The organism is Ammonifex thiophilus (assembly GCF_003368535.1).
GTDB classification, from domain to species: Bacteria; Bacillota; Desulfotomaculia; order Desulfotomaculales; family Ammonificaceae; genus Ammonifex; species Ammonifex thiophilus.
Map to the genome: position 1 here is coordinate 1 of NZ_QSLN01000004.1, position 17,185 is coordinate 17,185.

Sequence of the window (17,185 nt, forward strand, 5' to 3'; positions counted from 1 at the left end):
GCGAGGTCCGGTAACATCATTAACCAGAGCCCTCAAAGCTTTGAGCCGGAACATCGATCTTCTCTGGTAGTTCGTCCTGGTCCGGGGATGGTGGGGCTCGAGACTCCTACAGTAGGTTGACACGATCCCGGTAAAGCCCACTTGGGATGAAAGGCGGCCCTGGTGTTAAAATAGATTAAAACGCCTGGAAATACTTCCAGGCCCAGAAGCAAAGCAGAGGCATGACCAAGGCCGAACAAATAAGGAACACCATCCGGGAAACAGGAGAGCGGCGAAAGGCCTTGAGGCCCGTTGTCTTCCAGCTCAAACTCCAGAACCTGTCCAGGAAGAAAGCAGAAATCCTTGAAAGAGCCTTCCTGGAGGCCAAGTGGCTCTATAACTGGCTGGTGTCGGACCTGGAAAGACTCAACGTGCCGGCCAACAAGGTGGACACGGTGGAGGTCAAGGTGGGAGACGTTTTCGAAGAGAGGCGACTTGTCGTCCTCGGCTCCCAGGTCAAGCAGGAGATAGCCGACAGGTTGAAAGACAACCTTCGTGCCCTCGCAAAGCTGAGAGAGAACGGCCACAAGGTGGGCCGTCTCAAGCCCAAAAGGTTCGTCAACTCGATTCCCCTCAAGCAGTACGGCATAACCTACAGCCTGGACTTTGCCCGGAACAGCTTGAAGGTGAGGATACAGAAGTTAGGAAGCTTCCGCGTCCTGGGACTTCACCAGATACCTCCTGATGCAGAAATAGCAAGTGCCGTGCTGGTGCGCAAGCCCGGCGGGTACTACCTCCACATGACCTGCTACCTCGCGAGGGAGTACTTCTGCTGCCCCTGCAAGCTGGGCGGAGCCGTGGGAGTGGACTTCGGCATCGGGACCAAACTGCAAGGAGTAGCACCGCCATGAGAGACTGGTTGGCTGGTTTGCGAGCTAGCCTGCCTATCGCTGTAGGCTACCTTCCTGTAGCCGTAGCCTTCGGGTTGGCAGCCTGCTCTGCGGGCCTGAGTGTGTTTGAAGCCGTTTTCGCGTCGGCTGCAGTCTTTGCCGGTGCCAGCCAGTTTGCTTTAGTTGGGCTGGCAGGGGCAGGAAGTGCATCGGTGGTAGCTCTAGCTACGGCGTTAGCGCTTAATGTGCGCCACTTGCTGTACGGGCCGGTTCTGGCACCACTGTTGCGCGGTTGCGCACGCGGCTGGCAAGCTTTGCTCGCGTTTGGGCTCACAGACGAGGTTTTCGCCGCTGCTGCAGCTAGGCTCGCAACCGTTCCCGAAGGTGTCCGACATCGGTAGCTATTGGGTCTGGTGACCGGTGCCTACGGAGCGTGGGTGGCCGGCACGTGGCTAGGGGCTGCCGGGGGTCGCTACTCATAGTTCTCCTTCCCCGGCTAGGGCCGGTGCTTGCATTCGCACTGCCCGTACTTTTTCTCGTGCTGCTCCTTCCTTTGCTACACGGCTCTGCGGCCGTGACCGCCGCAGTGACGGCAGTAGTCACGCTTCCCCTGCACCTCGCAGGCCGCACCGGACTGGGGCTGCTGGTCGGCACCATAATGGGAGTCCTGGCAGGGATGGTGTGGGACCGCTGGATGACTCAGAAGCACAGCCGGAGGGGGTTAATTAGCGGTGTCGTGGATCCTGCTGGTTCTGCTTGTGGCTATCGGGACATACCTCATGCGGCCCTTGCCCCTTTGGGTAACCCTCAGGGCCAAACCGGCCAGAACATCAGGGGGCAAGGCGTGTAGCCGCGCGCTGGCCCTCGCTGCACCCGCGATTATTGCTGCGCTCCTGGTGGCATCGGTAGTGCCGGTAAAACCCGAAGCTACGGCGTCCGAAATGGCGCGACGATTGATTGGCCTTTCGGTCGCTGCGGTGGCCTTCCGCTGGCGCCCGCATCTCGCAATGGCGGTGTTCGTGGGAGTTGCGGTATACGCTGTACTCTCGCTACTTTAAGCTGTCCACATCCCTCACTTCCGCCACGTCGTGGCCCATCTCCCGGAGCCACCTGGCTAGCCGGTGCCGGCGCACACGTCAACGAGAAACCTCACCGCGTCGCCTCCAGCCGGACCCCGCTCAGTTCCTCGTTGGCCACCAGACACCTGGCGTAGGCTATGCAGGCGAAGAAGCCCAGGGCATCATTGCTCTCTGATAAGGTATAAGGTTTAAAAGTTTTCACTCATAGCGGAGAGCTTCTGCCGGGTTGAGAGCCGCCGCCCTGCGGGCAGGGTAGTACCCGAAGAATACACCCACGAGCACGGCAAAGGAGGTAGCCAGCAGAATGGCCCGCGGGGAAATTACCGTCGGCCACCCGGCCAGAGCGGAGAGAAGATAGCTGCCCAGCACTCCTAATACAATCCCTATCAATCCTCCTGTGAGACTCAAAAGCACTGCTTCCAACAGAAACTGCCACAAGATCATCTGTTCGGTTGCTCCCACGGCCATGCGGATGCCGATTTCCTTGACCCGCTCTGTAACCGATACCAGCATAATGTTCATTACCCCTATGCCTCCCACCACCAAGGACACGGCGGCTACCGCTGCCAGCAGAACCGTCATAGTTTTGGCGGTGTTCTCGGCTGCCTCCATGATGGCGGTAGGATTACGGATGGTGAAGTCGTCTTCTGCGTTGGGAGGAAGGCGGTGACGCTCGCGCAAAAGAGTAGTGATCAAATCCGGGAGCCGGCTAAGATCAGCAGAAGTGGCAGCCCGCACGTAGATCAGGCGCACGTAGTCTACACCCAGAAGACGCGTCTGGGCGGTGGTCAAAGGTATGTATACAATATCGTCCGCGTCGCGCCCCATGGTGGTGGCCCCCACGGGCGCCAGAACCCCAATGACTCGGAAGGCCATCCGGTTCAAGAGCACGGTTTGACCTACCGGATCCACACCCGGGGGAAAGAGGTTTTCGGCCACCGTTTTCCCCAAGACGGCCACGTTGGCCAGGCTGCGCAAATCCTGCTCATCGAAAAAGCGGCCGCTTTCTACCTGCCGGTTGAGGACGTAGCAGAGATCGGGAGTGGTTCCGGAAACACTGGTCACCCAGGTCTGGTTTCCCCAGGCAGCGGTGGCTCCCGTGCTTATCTCCGGGGCCACCCCGGACACGCCGGGAAGCTGGGCAATAGCCTGAGCATCCTGAGCTTTCAGAGTGTTTACCGCCCCACCGGCACCCCTCACCTGACCCCCCGTCGCGCCAGCAAAGACCACCAGGAGGTTGGTCCCCATCCTCTGCATTTGCGCGGCAATGCTTTGGGAAGCTCCTTGGCCAATCCCGATCATCACGATCACTGCCGCTACCCCTATGACCACTCCCAGAACGGTCAGCAACGAGCGCAACCTGTTGGCTTGCAGGGCGGTCAAGGCTTCTTTTAGCAAAGCGCTCAAGGCAAGCATCATTCTTCTCCGCTCCTTTGCGTGGCGGCCAGTTCCTCCTTGGCCCTTCGCGGCTCCGTTACCTTCCCCTCTCCTCTTATGAGGCCGTCCTGCAGGTAAACGATGCGCTGGCAGAAGCGGGATATCGTCTGGTCATGGGTGACCAGGATTATGGTTACCCCCATCTCCTGGTGCAGTTCCTGAAAAAGGGCCATTACTTCCAGGCCCGTACGGCTGTCGAGCTGCCCCGTAGGCTCGTCGGCCAGCAGGAGAACGGGCTGGTTGACCAAGGCTCTGGCTATGGCCACCCGCTGCTGCTGACCGCCCGACAACTGTACCGGCCGGTGGTGAGCGAAGTCTTTTAGACCCATCCTCTCCAGGAGGAAAAAGGCCCTCTCCCTGCGCCTGGTGGCAGGAACACCGGCATACAGGAGGGGTAGCTCTACGTTCTGCAAGACCGTAGCGCGGGGCAAGAGGTTGAACTGCTGGAAGACAAATCCGATCTTTTGGTTGCGCACATAGGCCCGCTCTTTCCTGGAAAGCCGGTGCACCTCTCTTCCTTCCAGCCGGTAGACTCCGGAGCTGGGCTGGTCGAGAAGGCCAATGATGTGCAGTAAAGTACTCTTCCCCGAGCCGGAGGCCCCCATAACAGCCACCATTTCTCCCGCATTCACCTGCAGGGTAATCCCTTTGAGCACCCGGAAGGGCCGGCCTCCTATGGAATAGTCTTTAGTGATTTCCTCTAGCTCCACCAGAGGAGTTATCGTCGTCCACCTCCCTGCGGCGGGCCCATGGGCAAGAAGGGAGAAGCCGTCGCCGGTCTTCCTGTGTTGTCTCCTTTCCGGCCAACGATCACCAACTCGCCCTGGTTTAGTCCCCTGGTTACCTCCACCCTGTCACCGCTGCTTATTCCCAGGGCTATCGGGCGTGGCTCTGCCTTCCCGTTGTGGTAGACCAGCACCACCCCTTGGTTCTGAGCCGGGACCGAAGCTGCTCTCTCAGAGGTAAAGGATATCTTCTGGGTGGCCAGGTAGCTGCGGGCGAAGTTCAGCGCTTGGCGGGGAATGGCCAAAACCCCTTCGCGCTTCTGGGTAATAATCTCCACGTTGCAAGTCATGCCTGCTTTCAGCCCCGAAGCTTCTCCCTTTATGTCCAAGAGGACATCATAAAGCTGCACATTGGCCACCGTGTTCGCACGGGGAGTTATGGCGCTAACTTCGGCCTCAAAAACGCGTCCCGGAAAGGCATTGACGGTAAAGGTGGCTTTTTGCCCCACTTTTACCTGGCCGACATCGGCCTCGTTGACTTGGGCCCGTACGCGGAGCTCTTTACTGATCAAGGTCAGCAGGGGGCGCGTGCCGGTGCCCGCTCCGCTCACTGTCACCCCGGTCACCCGTTGTCCTGGAGTGGCGTTGACCTCCGCCACAATCCCATCGAAAGGAGCGTAAAGGCGCGTGGCCTCCAGGTTGCTCCGGGCCTGCGCCACCTGCGCTTCCGCAATCTTCACCGCTTCCCTGGCCTGGTCGATCTCTTCTTTCCTCGGACCTGCCTTCTTCAAGGCCAGGTTGCTCTGGGCCTGCCGCCAGCGCGCCTGGGCGGCGGCGAAGTTATTCTGTGCGTCATCCAGCTCCTTCTGGGTAGCTGCCCCCTGGCTGAAAAGCGTTTTCACCCGTTCTAGCTGCCTAAGAGCGGTGTCCCGGTTAATCCGTGCCGCTTCCTCTTCGGCCTGCGCCTGGGCTATCTCCTCTGGGCGGTTACCACTTTCGAGTTCAGCCAGGCGGGCACGAGCGCTTCGCAGGTTGGCCTCAGCGGAGGCCAGTTGGGCTTGCTGGTCGCTGTCGTCCTGGGCTAAGAGCAGTTGCCCTTTCTTCACCTCCTGCCCTTGCTCTACGGCCACCACTTTTATCGTCCCGGGGTTCTTAAAGGAAAGGTCCAGACTTTGCACAGGCTCTATGGTTCCGGTGGCCGGAACGGTGGCTACCAAATCTGCCAGAGCCACCAAAGCCGTAAGGAATTCTACCTTTGTCTGGCTTTTCTGGCGGTACCAAAGCCACCCGCCGACTCCGCCTGCAACCAGCAAAAGGAGAAAAGCACCGATAAACCAGGTACGGTGCCGTGAGAGAAATTCCGTAGCGGTTATAGTCCCTGCCCCCTTTCACTTTTGACCAGTTTTTCACTGCTTAAAGAAGGATTATAAGAGACATCTGTTACGAAATTGTGACGAAGGACAGCGCTTCTGTTCCCGGGCGGTTAAACTTTCGCATCGAGACCCCCGGCTGGTATACTAGCCTCTAGATAGAATAGAAAGGCGGGTAAGACCGGGCGTGAAGGAAAAAACCCTGCTCCTCTTGGACGGCTCGAGTATAGCCTACCGGGCCTTCTTCGCTCTTCCCTCCCTCCGCACCCGTACCGGCCTGCCCACCGGTGCCGTGTACGGCTTTACCTCCATGCTCTTCAAAGTGCTGGAAGAAAAGCGTCCCACGGCCATAGTGGCCGCCTTTGATAAAAGCAAAACCACCTTCCGGCACGCCCTGGCGGAGACCTACAAGGCCCAACGCCCCGCCACCCCGGACGAATTGCGCCAGCAGTTCAACCTCATCAAGGAGGTGCTGACCGCCCTCAATATTCCGGTAGTAGAAAAAGAAGGCTTTGAGGCCGACGACCTCATCGGCACTCTGGTAAGCCGGGCGGAAAAAGAGGGTTGGCGGTGTCTTATCGTCACCGGTGACCTCGATGCCCTGCAGCTGGTCTCCCCCTTCACCACCGTTGTCCTCATGCGCAAGGGGATAAGCGAGATAGCGGTCTTTAACGAGACCGAGGTGAAGCAACGCTTTGGTATCGCGCCCGGCCAGCTTCCCGACTTTAAGGCTCTGGCCGGAGACGCCTCGGACAACATCCCTGGCCTTCCAGGCATAGGGCCCAAGACGGCTTCCCGCCTATTGCAATCCTACCACAGCTTAGAAAATCTGCTAGAAAGCAAGGAATCTCTTCCGGCCAAGCTGCGCGAGACTCTAGAGAAGCACAAAGAAGAAGCGCTTCTGGCCAAGAAGCTGGCCCTTATCCGCCGCGACGTACCGCTGGAAGAAGACGTAATCCGGCCTTGGTCGGGACCCGACCTTCGGGCCACCCTGGAGGTCTTCTCACGCCTGGAGTTCCGCACCCTGGTTAAGAGATTCCTCGAGCTTTTCCCTGAGGCCCGCTTGCTTGGTCTCGAGGGGCTGGCCACCAACGCCGTCCGCGTAAAGATAGAAAGACCTGAAGAACTGAGGAGATTAGGAGAAGAGCTCAAAAGTCAGGAATTCGTGGCCCTGGCCTACCCTCCTGTTCTCAGGCGCAAGCTCACTTCTCCGACTTTAGCCCTCTGTTTGGGAGGAGAAAAGGTCTTCCTGCTGGAAGGGCCGGAAGTGCTCAAAAGCTTCCTCCGCTTGCTCGAAGCAAAGGAAAGCCTTATCAGCACTTACGACGCCAAATCCTGCCTCCACGCCCTGGAGCCTTATGGCCTAAAGCCCGAAATGATCGGGTTCGACGTTCTGCTGGCAGCCTACCTGGTGAACCCGGCTGCCAATAACGAGCTGGGGGCGATCGCCTTCGAACATGCGGGACTCACGCTCTCCCCGGGGGCTGAACTCCCGGAAAAAGCCCAAGCGATTTGCCGGCTCACCCCCATCCTAAAAAGCAAGATTAAGCTCCAGGAGCAGGAGTATCTCTATTACTCGGTGGAGCTCCCCCTGGCTGCCGTCTTGGCGGACATGGAAAAAGCCGGAGTAAAAGTTTCGGAGGAAAAGCTGCGCGCTCTCTCCCAGGAACTGGGAGAACAGCTGGCTCAGCTTTCCGAAGAAATCTACAAGCTCGCCGGCGAGCGCTTCAACCTGAACTCCCCTCGGCAGCTCGGCTACATCCTGTTTGAGAAACTGGGGCTCAAACCGGTCAAGAAGACCAAGACCGGCTACTCCACTGACGCTTCGGTTCTGGAAAAGCTGGCCGAACACGAAATCGTGGCCAAGGTGCTCGCCTACCGGCAATTGGCCAAGCTCAAGAGTACTTACACCGACGCCCTTCCGGAACTCATCGACCCGGCCACCGGGCGCCTGCACACCACCTTCCTGCAGGCGGGGACAGCGACGGGAAGACTGGCCTCCGCCGAGCCCAACCTACAGAACATCCCCGTCCGCGATTCTTTGGGGAGGCGCATTCGGCAGGCCTTTGTGGCCGAGGGGCCCGAGTATGTGCTACTAAGCGCCGACTATTCCCAGATAGAACTTCGAGTCCTGGCCCACCTTTCCGAAGATCCGGGGCTGTGTGAAGCCTTCGTCAAAGGAGAAGACATCCACGCCCGCACAGCAGCCGAGATATTCGGCGTCCCTCCTCAGGAAGTGACACCGGAAATGCGGGCCAAGGCCAAGGTGGTGAACTTTGGGATCGTTTACGGTATGAGCGATTACGGCCTTTCCCAAGAACTCAAGATCGAGCCTAGCGAGGCGCACGAGTACATAGAACGTTACTTCCGGCGCTATCCGCGGGTGAAACAGTTCATCGAACGCGTAATTTCCCAGGCCCGGGAGAAAGGCTACGTGACTACCATTCTCAACCGCCGTCGCTACATCCCCGAAATACTGAGCAGCAATCGTACCCAGCACCAGCTGGGGGAGCGCCTGGCCATCAATACCACCATCCAAGGAAGCGCGGCCGATCTCATAAAGAAAGCCATGGTGGACATTCATCGGCAACTGAAAGGGCAGGGGTTTAGATGCCAGATGATCCTCCAGGTGCACGACGAACTCCTCTTCGAAGTGCCTAAAGGAGAGCTAGAGAAGGTGGCGCCTATGATAAAAAGCACCATGGAGCAGGCCTTGCCCTTCAAGGTTCCTATAAAGGCCAATCTTAAGGTGGGGCCTAACTGGCAAGACATGGAAGAGTATGAGGTGGAATGATGCCTGAGTTACCGGAAGTGGAAACCATACGTCGCCAGCTGGTGGAGAAGGTGGTGGGGGCACGCATCAAGAAGGTGGAAGTCCGGCTGGCGAAGGTGATGAAAAACTCCACATCCGGCACGGAGCTCCTGGAGGGAAAGGCGATAACCGGGGTTTTCCGGCGGGGAAAGTGGCTCTGGCTCGCCCTGGAGGGAGATTGGGCCCTGGCTTTCCATCTGGGAATGACGGGACAGCTGGTTTGGGAAGGAAAAGGGGAGCTTCCCCCTCATACCCACCTCCTGATCGAGCTTGACCGGGGGAGACTACGCTTCACCGACTTTCGGCAGTTCGGCCGGGTAAGGCTGGGGAAGAGCAAAGAGATTCGGGATTATCTCGAGGAAAAGCTCGGTCCCGAACCCTTATCCCCCATTTTCTCCGCTAGCTACCTAGAAAACGTCCTGGCAAAAAGCCGGCGTCCGGTGAAAGCCTTGCTGCTGGATCAAAAGGCGGTGGCCGGCTTAGGGAACATTTACACCGACGAGGCTCTTTTTCTGGCCGGCATCGATCCTCGGCGCCCCGCTTGCACCCTCGCCGAAGACGAGGTAAAGAAGCTGCACGAAGCCATCCAGAAAGTGCTGGCAGAGGGAATCGCGCACCGGGGGACCAGCATACGCAATTACGTAGACGCCACGGGGGTGGCGGGAGAACACGGCCTTTTTCTGCACGTTTATGGCCGGGGAGGCCAGCCTTGCCTCCGCTGCGGCACTCTTATAAAGAAAATTAAACTTTGTGGGCGGGGAACCCACTTTTGCCCCCACTGTCAGCGCTGATATATTTGGGAAAAGAAAGGGGGTAACCGAGCGACATCATGAAGATAATCGGACTTACCGGCAGCGCCGGCACCGGCAAGACTAGCGTAGCTCGCTATCTCAAAACGCTGGGAGCAGAGGTAATCGAGGCCGACCTCATAGTGAAAGAGTTCACCGCCCCCGGCCAGCCGCTACTTGATAAAATAAGGGAGGTTTTCGGAGAAGAGTATTTTCTTCCCGACGGCTCGCTCGACCGGGCCAAGCTACGGCGGCTTATCTTCGCCGATGCCGCCGCCCGACGACGGCTGGAAGAGATAGTTCACCCTCCTGTGCTGGCGGCCATAGAGGAAAAAATCCGGAAGCTAAGGGAGTCTCCCAACCCACCCCGCGTGCTGGTTATAGAAGCGCCCCTTCTCTTGGAAACCGGACTTGACCGCTTGGTGGACGAGGTATGGGTAGTGATCGCCTCTCAGGAAGCGGCGGTGCGCCGCCTTATGGCCCGCGACCGAATCCCGCCTGAGCAGGCCCAGGCGATGTTGGCTGCCCAAATGCCCCAGGAGGAGAAGGTTCGCCGCGCCCACCGCGTAATAGACAACACAGGAGATTTCAACCACACCCGTGAACAAGTGGCTTATTTTTACCATAAACTTCTAGCGGAGGATGAAGAAGAGTAAGGGATGGGAAAGGCAAAGCTTGGCCTGTTTCTTTTCCTGATGGCCCTGTGTGGCCTTTTGTTACTCAACTGGCGTGAAATAGGACAGCGTTACTATCCCCTTAAATACCGCGAGATAATCTTCCGCCACGCCCAGGCCAACGGGATAGATCCCCTCTTGGTGGCCGCTATTATTAAAACCGAAAGCAACTTCCACCCGGAAGCCGTCTCGCCCCGAGGAGCGATAGGGCTTATGCAACTCCTGCCCTCCACTGCCCAAGATATGGCCCGGCTCCGGGACGAGCCTTTCGATCCGCGGAAGCTTTACGATCCGGAAACCAATATCGCTCTGGGCACCAGCTACCTGGCCGTGCTTTTCCAGGAGTTTCACGATCCGGTTCTGGTACTGGCCGCCTACAACGGGGGGAGGGGTAACGTAGAAAGGTGGTTAAAAAGCGCTACCTGGTCGGGAAAGGAGCTGGATCTCGACCAGATCCCCTTTCCCGAAACCAGGCAGTTCGTCCGCAAAACCCTGTGGAATTACCGGGTTTACCGCTTCCTCTACCGGGAAGAAAGCTCCCGCACCACCGCCGCACACCGCGGACAAAGCTCAGGGTAGTCTCCGTCTTTCCCTACCTCCGGGCTGTACATCCAGCAACGGGCGCACTTTTGCCCCTCTGCCGGCTCCACCTCTACCTTTAAGCTCTCGCCCGGCAGGAGTTCCAGCTGCGAGACCAGGCAGATGGTGCGCAGATCTTCCCGCGCCGCATTCCACCACTCCAACTCCTCGGCCTTAACGAAAAGCTTCACCTTGGCCTCCAGCGAATCCCCGATGAGCTTTTCCTTCCTGGCTTTTTCCAGAGCTACCAGGACTTCCTCGCGCACCCGCAAAAGCTTATCCCAGCGGGAGGCCAAGTCCGGATCCAGCAGAGAATCATCGGGCTCCGGGAAATCCAGGAGCTGCACGCTCACCGGCTTTTCCCCTACTACCTTCACGTGGCGCCATATCTCCTCGGTGGTGAAGGCCAAGACGGGGACGAGCAGGCGCAAAAGGTCCAGAAGAACCCGGTACTGCACCGTCTGCGCCGCCCTGCGCTCGCGGGCGTGAGGTAGCGAGCAGTAAAGCCGATCCTTGATGACGTTGAGGTAGAAAGCACTGAGATCAACCGTGCAGAAGGAGTAGATGCTGTGGTAGACCAGGTGGAACTCGTATTCCTCGTAGGCCCTCAAAACCCGGCGCTTGACCTCTTCCAAGCGCATGAGAAGGTAGCGGTCGAGCTCCAAGAGCTCCGAATAGGGCAGGGCCTCGGCCGGGTCAAAGTCGTAAAGGTTGGCCAGAAGGAAGCGGAAGGTGTTGCGTATTTTACGGTAGGCCTCTGCCACCTGTCGCAGGATATTGTCCGAGGCAGCCAAATCCCCCCGGTAATCGGCCGAGCAAACCCAGAGGCGCAAAATGTCCGCCCCCAGTTTGGTCATAACCTCTTGAGGGTCGACCACGTTGCCCAGAGACTTGGACATCTTTCTCCCTTCCTCGTCCACCACGAACCCGTGGGTCAGAACCGCCCGGTAGGGTGGCTGACCGGTAATGGCCACCGCCGTGGAGAGGGAGGAATTGAACCATCCGCGGTGCTGATCACTGCCTTCCAGGTAAAGATCGGCCGGCCAGTGTTGGTCCGGCCAGGGGGAAGGCTGGCGTAATACCGCCCAGTGGCTGGAACCCGAATCAAACCAAACGTCCATTATGTCCTTTTCCTGGGTGAACTCCTTAGAGCCGCAGGCCGGACAGGTCAACCCCGAAGGCACAAGCACCTCCAGTGGAGCGCTGTACCAGATGTCCGATCCGTGCTCCGCAAACAGATTCTTTATGTGCTCGATGGTGGTTTCGTTGATGATCTCCTTGCCGCAGCGGGCGCAGTAAAATACGGGCAAGGGCACCCCCCACCAGCGCTGCCGAGAAATGCACCAGTCCCCGCGGCTGGCCACCATGTTGTAAATCCGCTCCTCGCCCCAGGCAGGAATCCAGCGCACCGACCTTATAGCCTTGAGCGCCTGCTCCCGAAAGCCGTCAATGGAGGCAAACCACTGCTCGGTGGCCCGGAAGAAAACGGGGTTCTTGCAACGCCAGCAGTGGGGGTACTGGTGGGTTATACGGCCGGCTGCCAGCAAGGCCCCTCTCCGCCGGAGCTCGGCCATAATGTCTTCGTTGGCCTCCAAGTAAAACTTCCCGGCGAAAGGCCCCCCTTCCTCGGTGAAGTAACCGCGCCCGTCCACCGGAGAAATCACCGGCAAGTTGTAACGGCGGCAGGTGACGAAGTCTTCCTCGCCGTGGCCAGGGGCGTTGTGCACGCAGCCCGTACCTTGCTCCGCCGAAACGTAGGTATCCACCACCACCAGCGAGTCGCGCTCGAAGAAAGGGTGCTCGAGAACTATGCCCTCGAGCTCCTTTCCTTTAAACCGAGCTTCTACCTCTCCCCCCTCCACCCCCAGCACCTCCAGGAAGGAAGGGAGGAGAACCTCTGCCACCACCAGCCGCTCTTTCCCTACCCGCACCAGCACGTAATCCAGCTCGGGATGCAGGCAGACCGCTACGTTGGCGGGCAGGGTCCAGGGGGTGGTGGTCCAGATGACGAAGGCGGCATCGGAAGGAAGAAGCCCCTTGCCGTCCTTGACCCGGAAGCGCACGTAGATGGAGGGGGACTCTTTGGGGGCATACTCGATCTCCGCCTCGGCCAAGGCGGTCTCGCAGGTGGGGCACCAGTAAACCGGCCTCAGCCCCCGGTAGATATACCCTCGTTTGGCCATCTCCCCAAAAACCTCTATCTGCCGCGCCTCGTAGAAGGGCATCAAAGTGAGGTAAGGGTGCTCCCAGTCGGCTCGCACCCCTAGGCGCTTGAATTCCTGGCGCTGTATCTCCACGAAGCGCAAGGCGTACTCCTTACACCGGCGGCGGAACTCCACCGGCCCAACCTTGCGCCAGTCCAGCCCCAGACTCTTTATCACCTGCTGCTCTATTGGCAAACCGTGGGTGTCCCATCCGGGCACGTACGGAGCGTCGTAACCGCTCATGGAACGGTACTTGACGATAATGTCTTTCAGCACCTTGTTGAGCACGTGACCCAGATGGATGTGGCCGTTGGCGTAGGGAGGGCCGTCGTGAAGAATAAATTTAGGCCTTCCCGCCGTTTTCTGTTGAACCAGGCGGTAAAGATCAATTTCTTCCCAAAAACGCAATATTTCCGGTTCCCGCTGGGGCAGGTTGGCCCGCATGGGGAAATCGGTCTTCGGCAGGTTCAGCGTCTTGCTCCAGTCCATAGGTTTTTTGTACCGTCACCTCTCCTCTCGCGACAGAACTCTTTCTATTTTTTCCGCCACCAGGGGCAGCGGCATATCGACCAGAACCACCTTCTCCCGCCCCTTAATCCCCTTGACCAATTGCAGCCGCCGCATCGGGATACCGAATACCTGGCTTAAAAATTCCAGCAAAAGTTTGTTGGCCTTGCCCTCAACGGGAGGAGCGGTAAGGCGCACGCGCAGAAAACCCTCTCCTGCCTCCAGGGCAGAGGTGGAAGAGCGGGGAGTAACCCGCAGATGAATAAGGGTCTTCCCTCCCGCACCCTCCCGCAAGGCTCTCTGCCAGACCGCTTCGCTCACGGCTTACCCTCCCACGAGACGCAAGAGGAACATTTTGATCAGGTGCAAAACAAAAAGAGCCAAGATGGGGGAAAGGTCAAACATACCGATGGGCGGAATCAAGCGCCTGAAGAGGTAAAGATAAGGCTCGGTTAAGTCGTAAATGAACCTGATCACGGGGTTGCGAGGGTTGTGCGGAATCCAAGAAAGCAATACCCGAACGATGATGAGCCAGAAATAGACATCGAATGCTACCCGTAAAATGTACGCCAGCCAACTCATTCTAGTCCTTGCCGCCTTTCCCGTTCCTTCCGAGTCTTATTGCTTCTGCCCGGAGGGCGGCCGCCTTCACCGCCTCGATGAACGCCGCCCTTACTCCCCGCTCCTCCAGCACAAAGAGCCCCTCTACTGTGGTTCCGGCCGGGGTCATTACCCGATCCTTCAACACAGAGGGGTGCTCCTCCGAGACCAGTACCATCTTGGCCGCTCCTAAGACCGTCTGAGCCGCAAGCAAAAGTGCGTCCCTCCAGGAAAGACCCATGCGCACTCCGCCTTCGGCCAAAGCCTCGATCACCAGGTAAATGTAGGCCGGACCGCTGCCCGAGAGCCCCGTGACCGCATCTAGGAGCTCTTCCTTCGCCACCCTCACCACCCGGCCCACTGCCGACAGCAACGCTTCCGCCCGGCCGGCGTCCCGGCTTCCCGCGTGACTGCCCAGGACGTAAGCACTGGCCCCCTCTCCCACCAGCGCCGGCGTGTTAGGCATGACACGAACCACCGGCACCGCCTTCCCCACCCAACGCTGGAGTTCGGCCAGGGGAACACCCGCCGCTATGGAGATAAGGGTTTGTCCCGGATGAACCAGGTCGGCGATCTCCTCCAGCACCGGCCTTATCTGGTCGGGTTTGACCGCCAGCACAATTATATCAGCTTCCCGGGCCAGAAAGCGGTTATCGGAGAGAGTTTTAATCCCCAGCACCCGGGAAAGTTCGGCCAGGCGCTCTGCGCACACGTCGCTTACCAGCACTTGCTCCGGTGCCACCCGACCGCTACGCACCAGCCCGGTAGCCAGGGCACCCCCCATGGCCCCGCCACCAATAAAACCCACCTTGAGCCCGGCCAACGCCTGCATCTAACCTTAAACCTCCACCTAGTTTTATCCCTCGCGGAACTTCTGCCAGGGGAAAAGCCCCCTTTCCCCTCCTTCCCTACCTTCCGCCGCTATGTCCACATTGCTGGGAGCAAAGAGGAGTATGTTGGAACTCACCCGTTGCAGGCTTCCGCCCAGGGCGTAGACGGCCCCGCTGACGAAGTCTATTATCCGCTGTGCCAACTCGGTCTCCACCCGCTCCAGGTTAACTACCACCGGTCTCCGGTTCTTAAGGTGATCGGCTATCTCCTGCGCCTCGGAGAAAGAGCGCGGCTCAGCTACCACCACCCTTATCTGGCGCTGAGTGTGGAGACTTACCACCGCCGGCCCTTTGCGTGTCCGCACCACCTGCTCCTGCAGTTCCTCTTGCGGTTCGGCCTCTTCCGGCTCTTCCTCAAAACCGATGAAGCCCAACACCTTGTCCACCAGACGCTTGCTCATCTCCCTCTCCCTCCCCTAGACCTTGAAAGATGGCTCTTCCTACCCGCACGATGTTGGCGCCCTCTTCCACCGCCACCTCGAAATCCTGGGTCATGCCCATGGAGAGGTAGCGAATCTCCACCCCGGGCAGGCGGGCGTACTTCCGGGCCATTTCCGCCAGGCGCCTGAACAGGGGACGAACCTCTTCCGCCTCCGCCACCTTGGGAGCTACGGTCATAAAACCAAGTACTTTTACTCCTTCTAAAGATCGGACCGCCAGAAGAAAATCTTCTACTTCCTCCTCCAGAAGGCCGTGCTTCTGGGGCTCACGGGCCACGTTCACCTGCACCAGAGCTGGGAAGACGTACCCTTCTCGCCGCCCCCACCGGTCAAGTTCCTGGGCCAGAGACCACCGGTCTAAACTGTGCAAGAGAGCGATCTTTCTCACTAGGTACTTTACCTTATTCCGCTGCAGGTAACCGATAAAATGCCACCTTACTCTGTCGCCCAGTAACTCGTACTTGGCCACCAGCTCCTGAACGCGGTTCTCCCCCAGGTCGACCACACCCTCGGCCAGCACCTGCCTGATAACCTCCACGGGCACCCCTTTGGTCACGGCTACCAGTCGCACTTCCATCGGATCCCGCCCTGCCCGCAGGGCGGCTCTGGTTATGGCCTTTCGGACCCATTGGAGGTTTTCTCTTATCTTCGACACCGAAAAGGTAAAACCTCCTGAGTTAATTTAGAGTCTCCCATTCCCCTGTGACCAGGTAGATTACATCTTCGCCGATATTGGTAGCGCGGTCGGCTATGCGCTCCAGGCGCAGGGCTACTAGCAAAAAATAAACGCCGCAGCGAATGTTGGCCGGATCTTCTTCCATGTTCTCGATGATGGTCCGAAAAACCCGGTTGTACAGGTGGTCCACTTCGTCGTCCGCCGAGGAGAGGGAGCGAGCCCGGCTCACATCACCCCGAGCGTAGGCATCCAGACTATCCTTTAGCATTTGCTGCACAAGCTGAGCTATCCGCACGATGGCCTCCGAGATGCTGGGAGAAAGCCGGGGCACTTCGCAAACGTTTAAAGCGGCCCGGGCAATGTCTGAAGCGTGGTCTCCCATCCTTTCCAGGTTGAGAATGATTTTAAGCCCGGTCACGATCACCCGCAGGTCGCGAGCAGTAGGCTGCAGGGTGGCTATGAGGCGGATGCAGTGGTTTTCGATCTCGTCGGTCAAGGCGTCTATGCGATCGTCATTGGCGATCACCTGCTTGGCCAACGCCTCGTCTTGGTTGATAAAGGATTGTATGGCGTTGAAAACGGCCTCTTCTACCAGGCTGCCCAAACGCAAAATATCGTTTACTAGGGCCGTTAGCTCTTTCTCAAAGAATCTCTGGGTGGTCAACCAGCGTCACCCCTTTCTCGCCTAAAAATTTCTTCCAGTTTATCCCCGGCGAACCACCATGCGCAACGGTTGCTCTGTCAACCGGATATTTAACCAAACCGACCGGTGATATAGTCCTCCGTGCGGCGATCGCGGGGGCGGGTAAAGATTATGCCCGTTTCGTTGTACTCAATAAGCTCCCCGGAAAGGAAGAAAGCCGTAACGTCGGATACCCGGGCCGCCTGTTGCATGTTATGCGTAACTATGACGATGGTATAACGCTTTTTTAACTGCTGGAGGAGTTCTTCTATCTTCATAGTAGAAATGGGATCCAAGGCTGAAGTGGGCTCGTCCATCAGCAGGACTTCCGGCTCTACCGCCAGCAGTCTGGCAATGCATAACCGCTGCTGCTGACCACCCGAGAGACCCAGAGCCGAACGATGGAGGCGGTCACATACTTCGTCCCACAAAGCTGCTCCTCTGAGGCTAGCCTCTACTATCTCATCAAGGCGCCGCTTATCCCTTACCCCGTGAATGCGGGGGCCAAAAGCCACGTTATCGTAGATGGACATAGGGAAGGGATTAGGCCGCTGAAAGACCATGCCCACCCTTTTGCGCAGGGCTACCACATCGACATCGGGAGCGAAGATGTCCTGACCGTCGAGCAGGACTTTGCCTTCCACCCGCGCCCCCTCCACCAGATCGCAGAGCCGGTTGAGAATACGCAGAAAGGTAGTTTTACCGCAGCCAGAAGGGCCGATAAGAGCAGTTATCTTGTTAGCCTCTATGTCTATGCTTACATTTTTTAAAGCCTGAACATCACCGTAGTAGAAGTTGAGGTTTTCCACTTTGATCTTTACTGTCATCCGCCGATACCTCGCTACTTTCTGGT

The 17,185-nt window shown here is 58.4% G+C and carries 20 protein-coding genes; 8 read left to right on the top strand and 12 right to left on the bottom strand.

The window, feature by feature from the left end; genetic code table 11:
* The first annotated feature begins 221 nt into the window (after positions 1-221).
* Genes DXX99_RS04400 through DXX99_RS12105 form a run of 4 tightly spaced genes read left to right on the top strand, consistent with a single transcriptional unit; the run spans position 222 to position 1,927 of the window.
* Positions 222-890, top strand: a complete 669-nt coding sequence (locus DXX99_RS04400) for a hypothetical protein (protein ID WP_240610816.1) — start codon at positions 222-224, stop codon at positions 888-890.
* Positions 887-1,270 carry an AzlC family ABC transporter permease gene (locus tag DXX99_RS12100; protein ID WP_205664633.1) on the top strand — a complete coding sequence of 128 codons (384 nt, stop codon included), beginning with the start codon at positions 887-889 and terminating at the stop codon, positions 1,268-1,270. Before DXX99_RS04400 ends, DXX99_RS12100 begins: the two co-directional genes overlap by 4 nt.
* 47 nt (positions 1,271-1,317) lie before the next feature.
* Positions 1,318-1,719, top strand: coding sequence for a hypothetical protein (locus tag DXX99_RS11685; RefSeq protein WP_205664640.1), 402 nt, complete (start codon positions 1,318-1,320; stop codon positions 1,717-1,719).
* Entirely contained in the window at positions 1,649-1,927 is a 279-nt protein-coding gene (locus DXX99_RS12105; protein ID WP_115792310.1) for an AzlD domain-containing protein, read from the top strand. The genes DXX99_RS11685 and DXX99_RS12105 overlap by 71 nt, the downstream gene beginning before the upstream one ends.
* Before the next feature lie 91 nt (positions 1,928-2,018).
* On the opposite strand, the gene DXX99_RS11990 is transcribed toward DXX99_RS12105, so the two are convergent.
* From DXX99_RS11990 to DXX99_RS04430, 4 genes are read right to left on the bottom strand one after another with little or no spacing between them, the layout of a single operon-like run.
* Positions 2,019-2,150, bottom strand: coding sequence for a hypothetical protein (locus DXX99_RS11990; protein ID WP_276308326.1), 132 nt, complete (start codon positions 2,148-2,150; stop codon positions 2,019-2,021).
* On the bottom strand, positions 2,147-3,367 hold the full coding sequence (locus DXX99_RS04420) for an ABC transporter permease (RefSeq protein ID WP_240610817.1): 1,221 nt from the start codon (positions 3,365-3,367) through the stop codon (positions 2,147-2,149). Before DXX99_RS04420 ends, DXX99_RS11990 begins: the two co-directional genes overlap by 4 nt.
* Complete coding sequence (locus tag DXX99_RS04425; RefSeq protein ID WP_115792312.1) at positions 3,364-4,098, bottom strand: ABC transporter ATP-binding protein; 735 nt, start codon at positions 4,096-4,098, stop codon at positions 3,364-3,366. Before DXX99_RS04425 ends, DXX99_RS04420 begins: the two co-directional genes overlap by 4 nt.
* Positions 4,099-4,103: 5 nt before the next feature.
* Positions 4,104-5,342 (bottom strand): efflux RND transporter periplasmic adaptor subunit, encoded by a 1,239-nt coding sequence (locus DXX99_RS04430; RefSeq protein ID WP_338065868.1) that lies wholly within the window; start codon positions 5,340-5,342, stop codon positions 4,104-4,106.
* A gap of 325 nt (positions 5,343-5,667) precedes the next feature.
* Between DXX99_RS04430 and polA the strand changes: the two genes are divergently transcribed.
* Genes polA through DXX99_RS04450 form a run of 4 tightly spaced genes read left to right on the top strand, consistent with a single transcriptional unit; the run spans position 5,668 to position 10,333 of the window.
* A complete protein-coding gene (gene polA / locus DXX99_RS04435) occupies positions 5,668-8,274 on the top strand; it encodes a DNA polymerase I (RefSeq protein ID WP_115792314.1) in 2,607 nt (868 codons plus the stop codon).
* A complete protein-coding gene (gene mutM / locus DXX99_RS04440; protein WP_240610818.1) occupies positions 8,271-9,083 on the top strand; it encodes a DNA-formamidopyrimidine glycosylase in 813 nt (270 codons plus the stop codon). Before polA ends, mutM begins: the two co-directional genes overlap by 4 nt.
* A 38-nt stretch (positions 9,084-9,121) precedes the next feature.
* Positions 9,122-9,736, top strand: a complete 615-nt coding sequence (gene coaE, locus DXX99_RS04445) for a dephospho-CoA kinase (protein WP_115792316.1) — start codon at positions 9,122-9,124, stop codon at positions 9,734-9,736.
* A gap of 3 nt (positions 9,737-9,739) precedes the next feature.
* Positions 9,740-10,333 (top strand): lytic transglycosylase domain-containing protein, encoded by a 594-nt coding sequence (locus tag DXX99_RS04450; RefSeq protein ID WP_115792317.1) that lies wholly within the window; start codon positions 9,740-9,742, stop codon positions 10,331-10,333.
* Here DXX99_RS04450 and ileS read toward each other — a convergent pair.
* The 8 genes from ileS to pstB form a co-directional block, all read right to left on the bottom strand.
* Positions 10,276-13,026: an isoleucine--tRNA ligase gene (ileS, locus tag DXX99_RS04455; protein WP_115792318.1), complete on the bottom strand. Its 2,751-nt coding sequence runs from the start codon at positions 13,024-13,026 to the stop codon at positions 10,276-10,278. The two genes, DXX99_RS04450 and ileS, sit on opposite strands and share 58 nt — an antisense overlap.
* Positions 13,027-13,041: 15 nt before the next feature.
* Complete coding sequence (locus DXX99_RS04460; protein WP_205664635.1) at positions 13,042-13,365, bottom strand: DUF167 domain-containing protein; 324 nt, start codon at positions 13,363-13,365, stop codon at positions 13,042-13,044.
* 3 nt (positions 13,366-13,368) lie between these two features.
* Positions 13,369-13,626, bottom strand: coding sequence for a YggT family protein (locus DXX99_RS04465; protein ID WP_115792319.1), 258 nt, complete (start codon positions 13,624-13,626; stop codon positions 13,369-13,371).
* A gap of 1 nt (position 13,627) precedes the next feature.
* Entirely contained in the window at positions 13,628-14,476 is an 849-nt protein-coding gene (gene proC, locus DXX99_RS04470; protein WP_115792320.1) for a pyrroline-5-carboxylate reductase, read from the bottom strand.
* A gap of 24 nt (positions 14,477-14,500) precedes the next feature.
* A complete protein-coding gene (locus DXX99_RS04475) occupies positions 14,501-14,935 on the bottom strand; it encodes a cell division protein SepF (RefSeq protein WP_115792321.1) in 435 nt (144 codons plus the stop codon).
* A complete protein-coding gene (locus tag DXX99_RS04480) occupies positions 14,889-15,629 on the bottom strand; it encodes a YggS family pyridoxal phosphate-dependent enzyme (protein ID WP_205664636.1) in 741 nt (246 codons plus the stop codon). Before DXX99_RS04480 ends, DXX99_RS04475 begins: the two co-directional genes overlap by 47 nt.
* 22 nt (positions 15,630-15,651) lie before the next feature.
* Complete coding sequence (phoU, locus tag DXX99_RS04485; RefSeq protein WP_115792322.1) at positions 15,652-16,314, bottom strand: phosphate signaling complex protein PhoU; 663 nt, start codon at positions 16,312-16,314, stop codon at positions 15,652-15,654.
* Between the two features lie 89 nt (positions 16,315-16,403).
* On the bottom strand, positions 16,404-17,159 hold the full coding sequence (gene pstB, locus DXX99_RS04490; protein ID WP_115792323.1) for a phosphate ABC transporter ATP-binding protein PstB: 756 nt from the start codon (positions 17,157-17,159) through the stop codon (positions 16,404-16,406).
* Positions 17,160-17,185 lie beyond the last annotated feature (26 nt).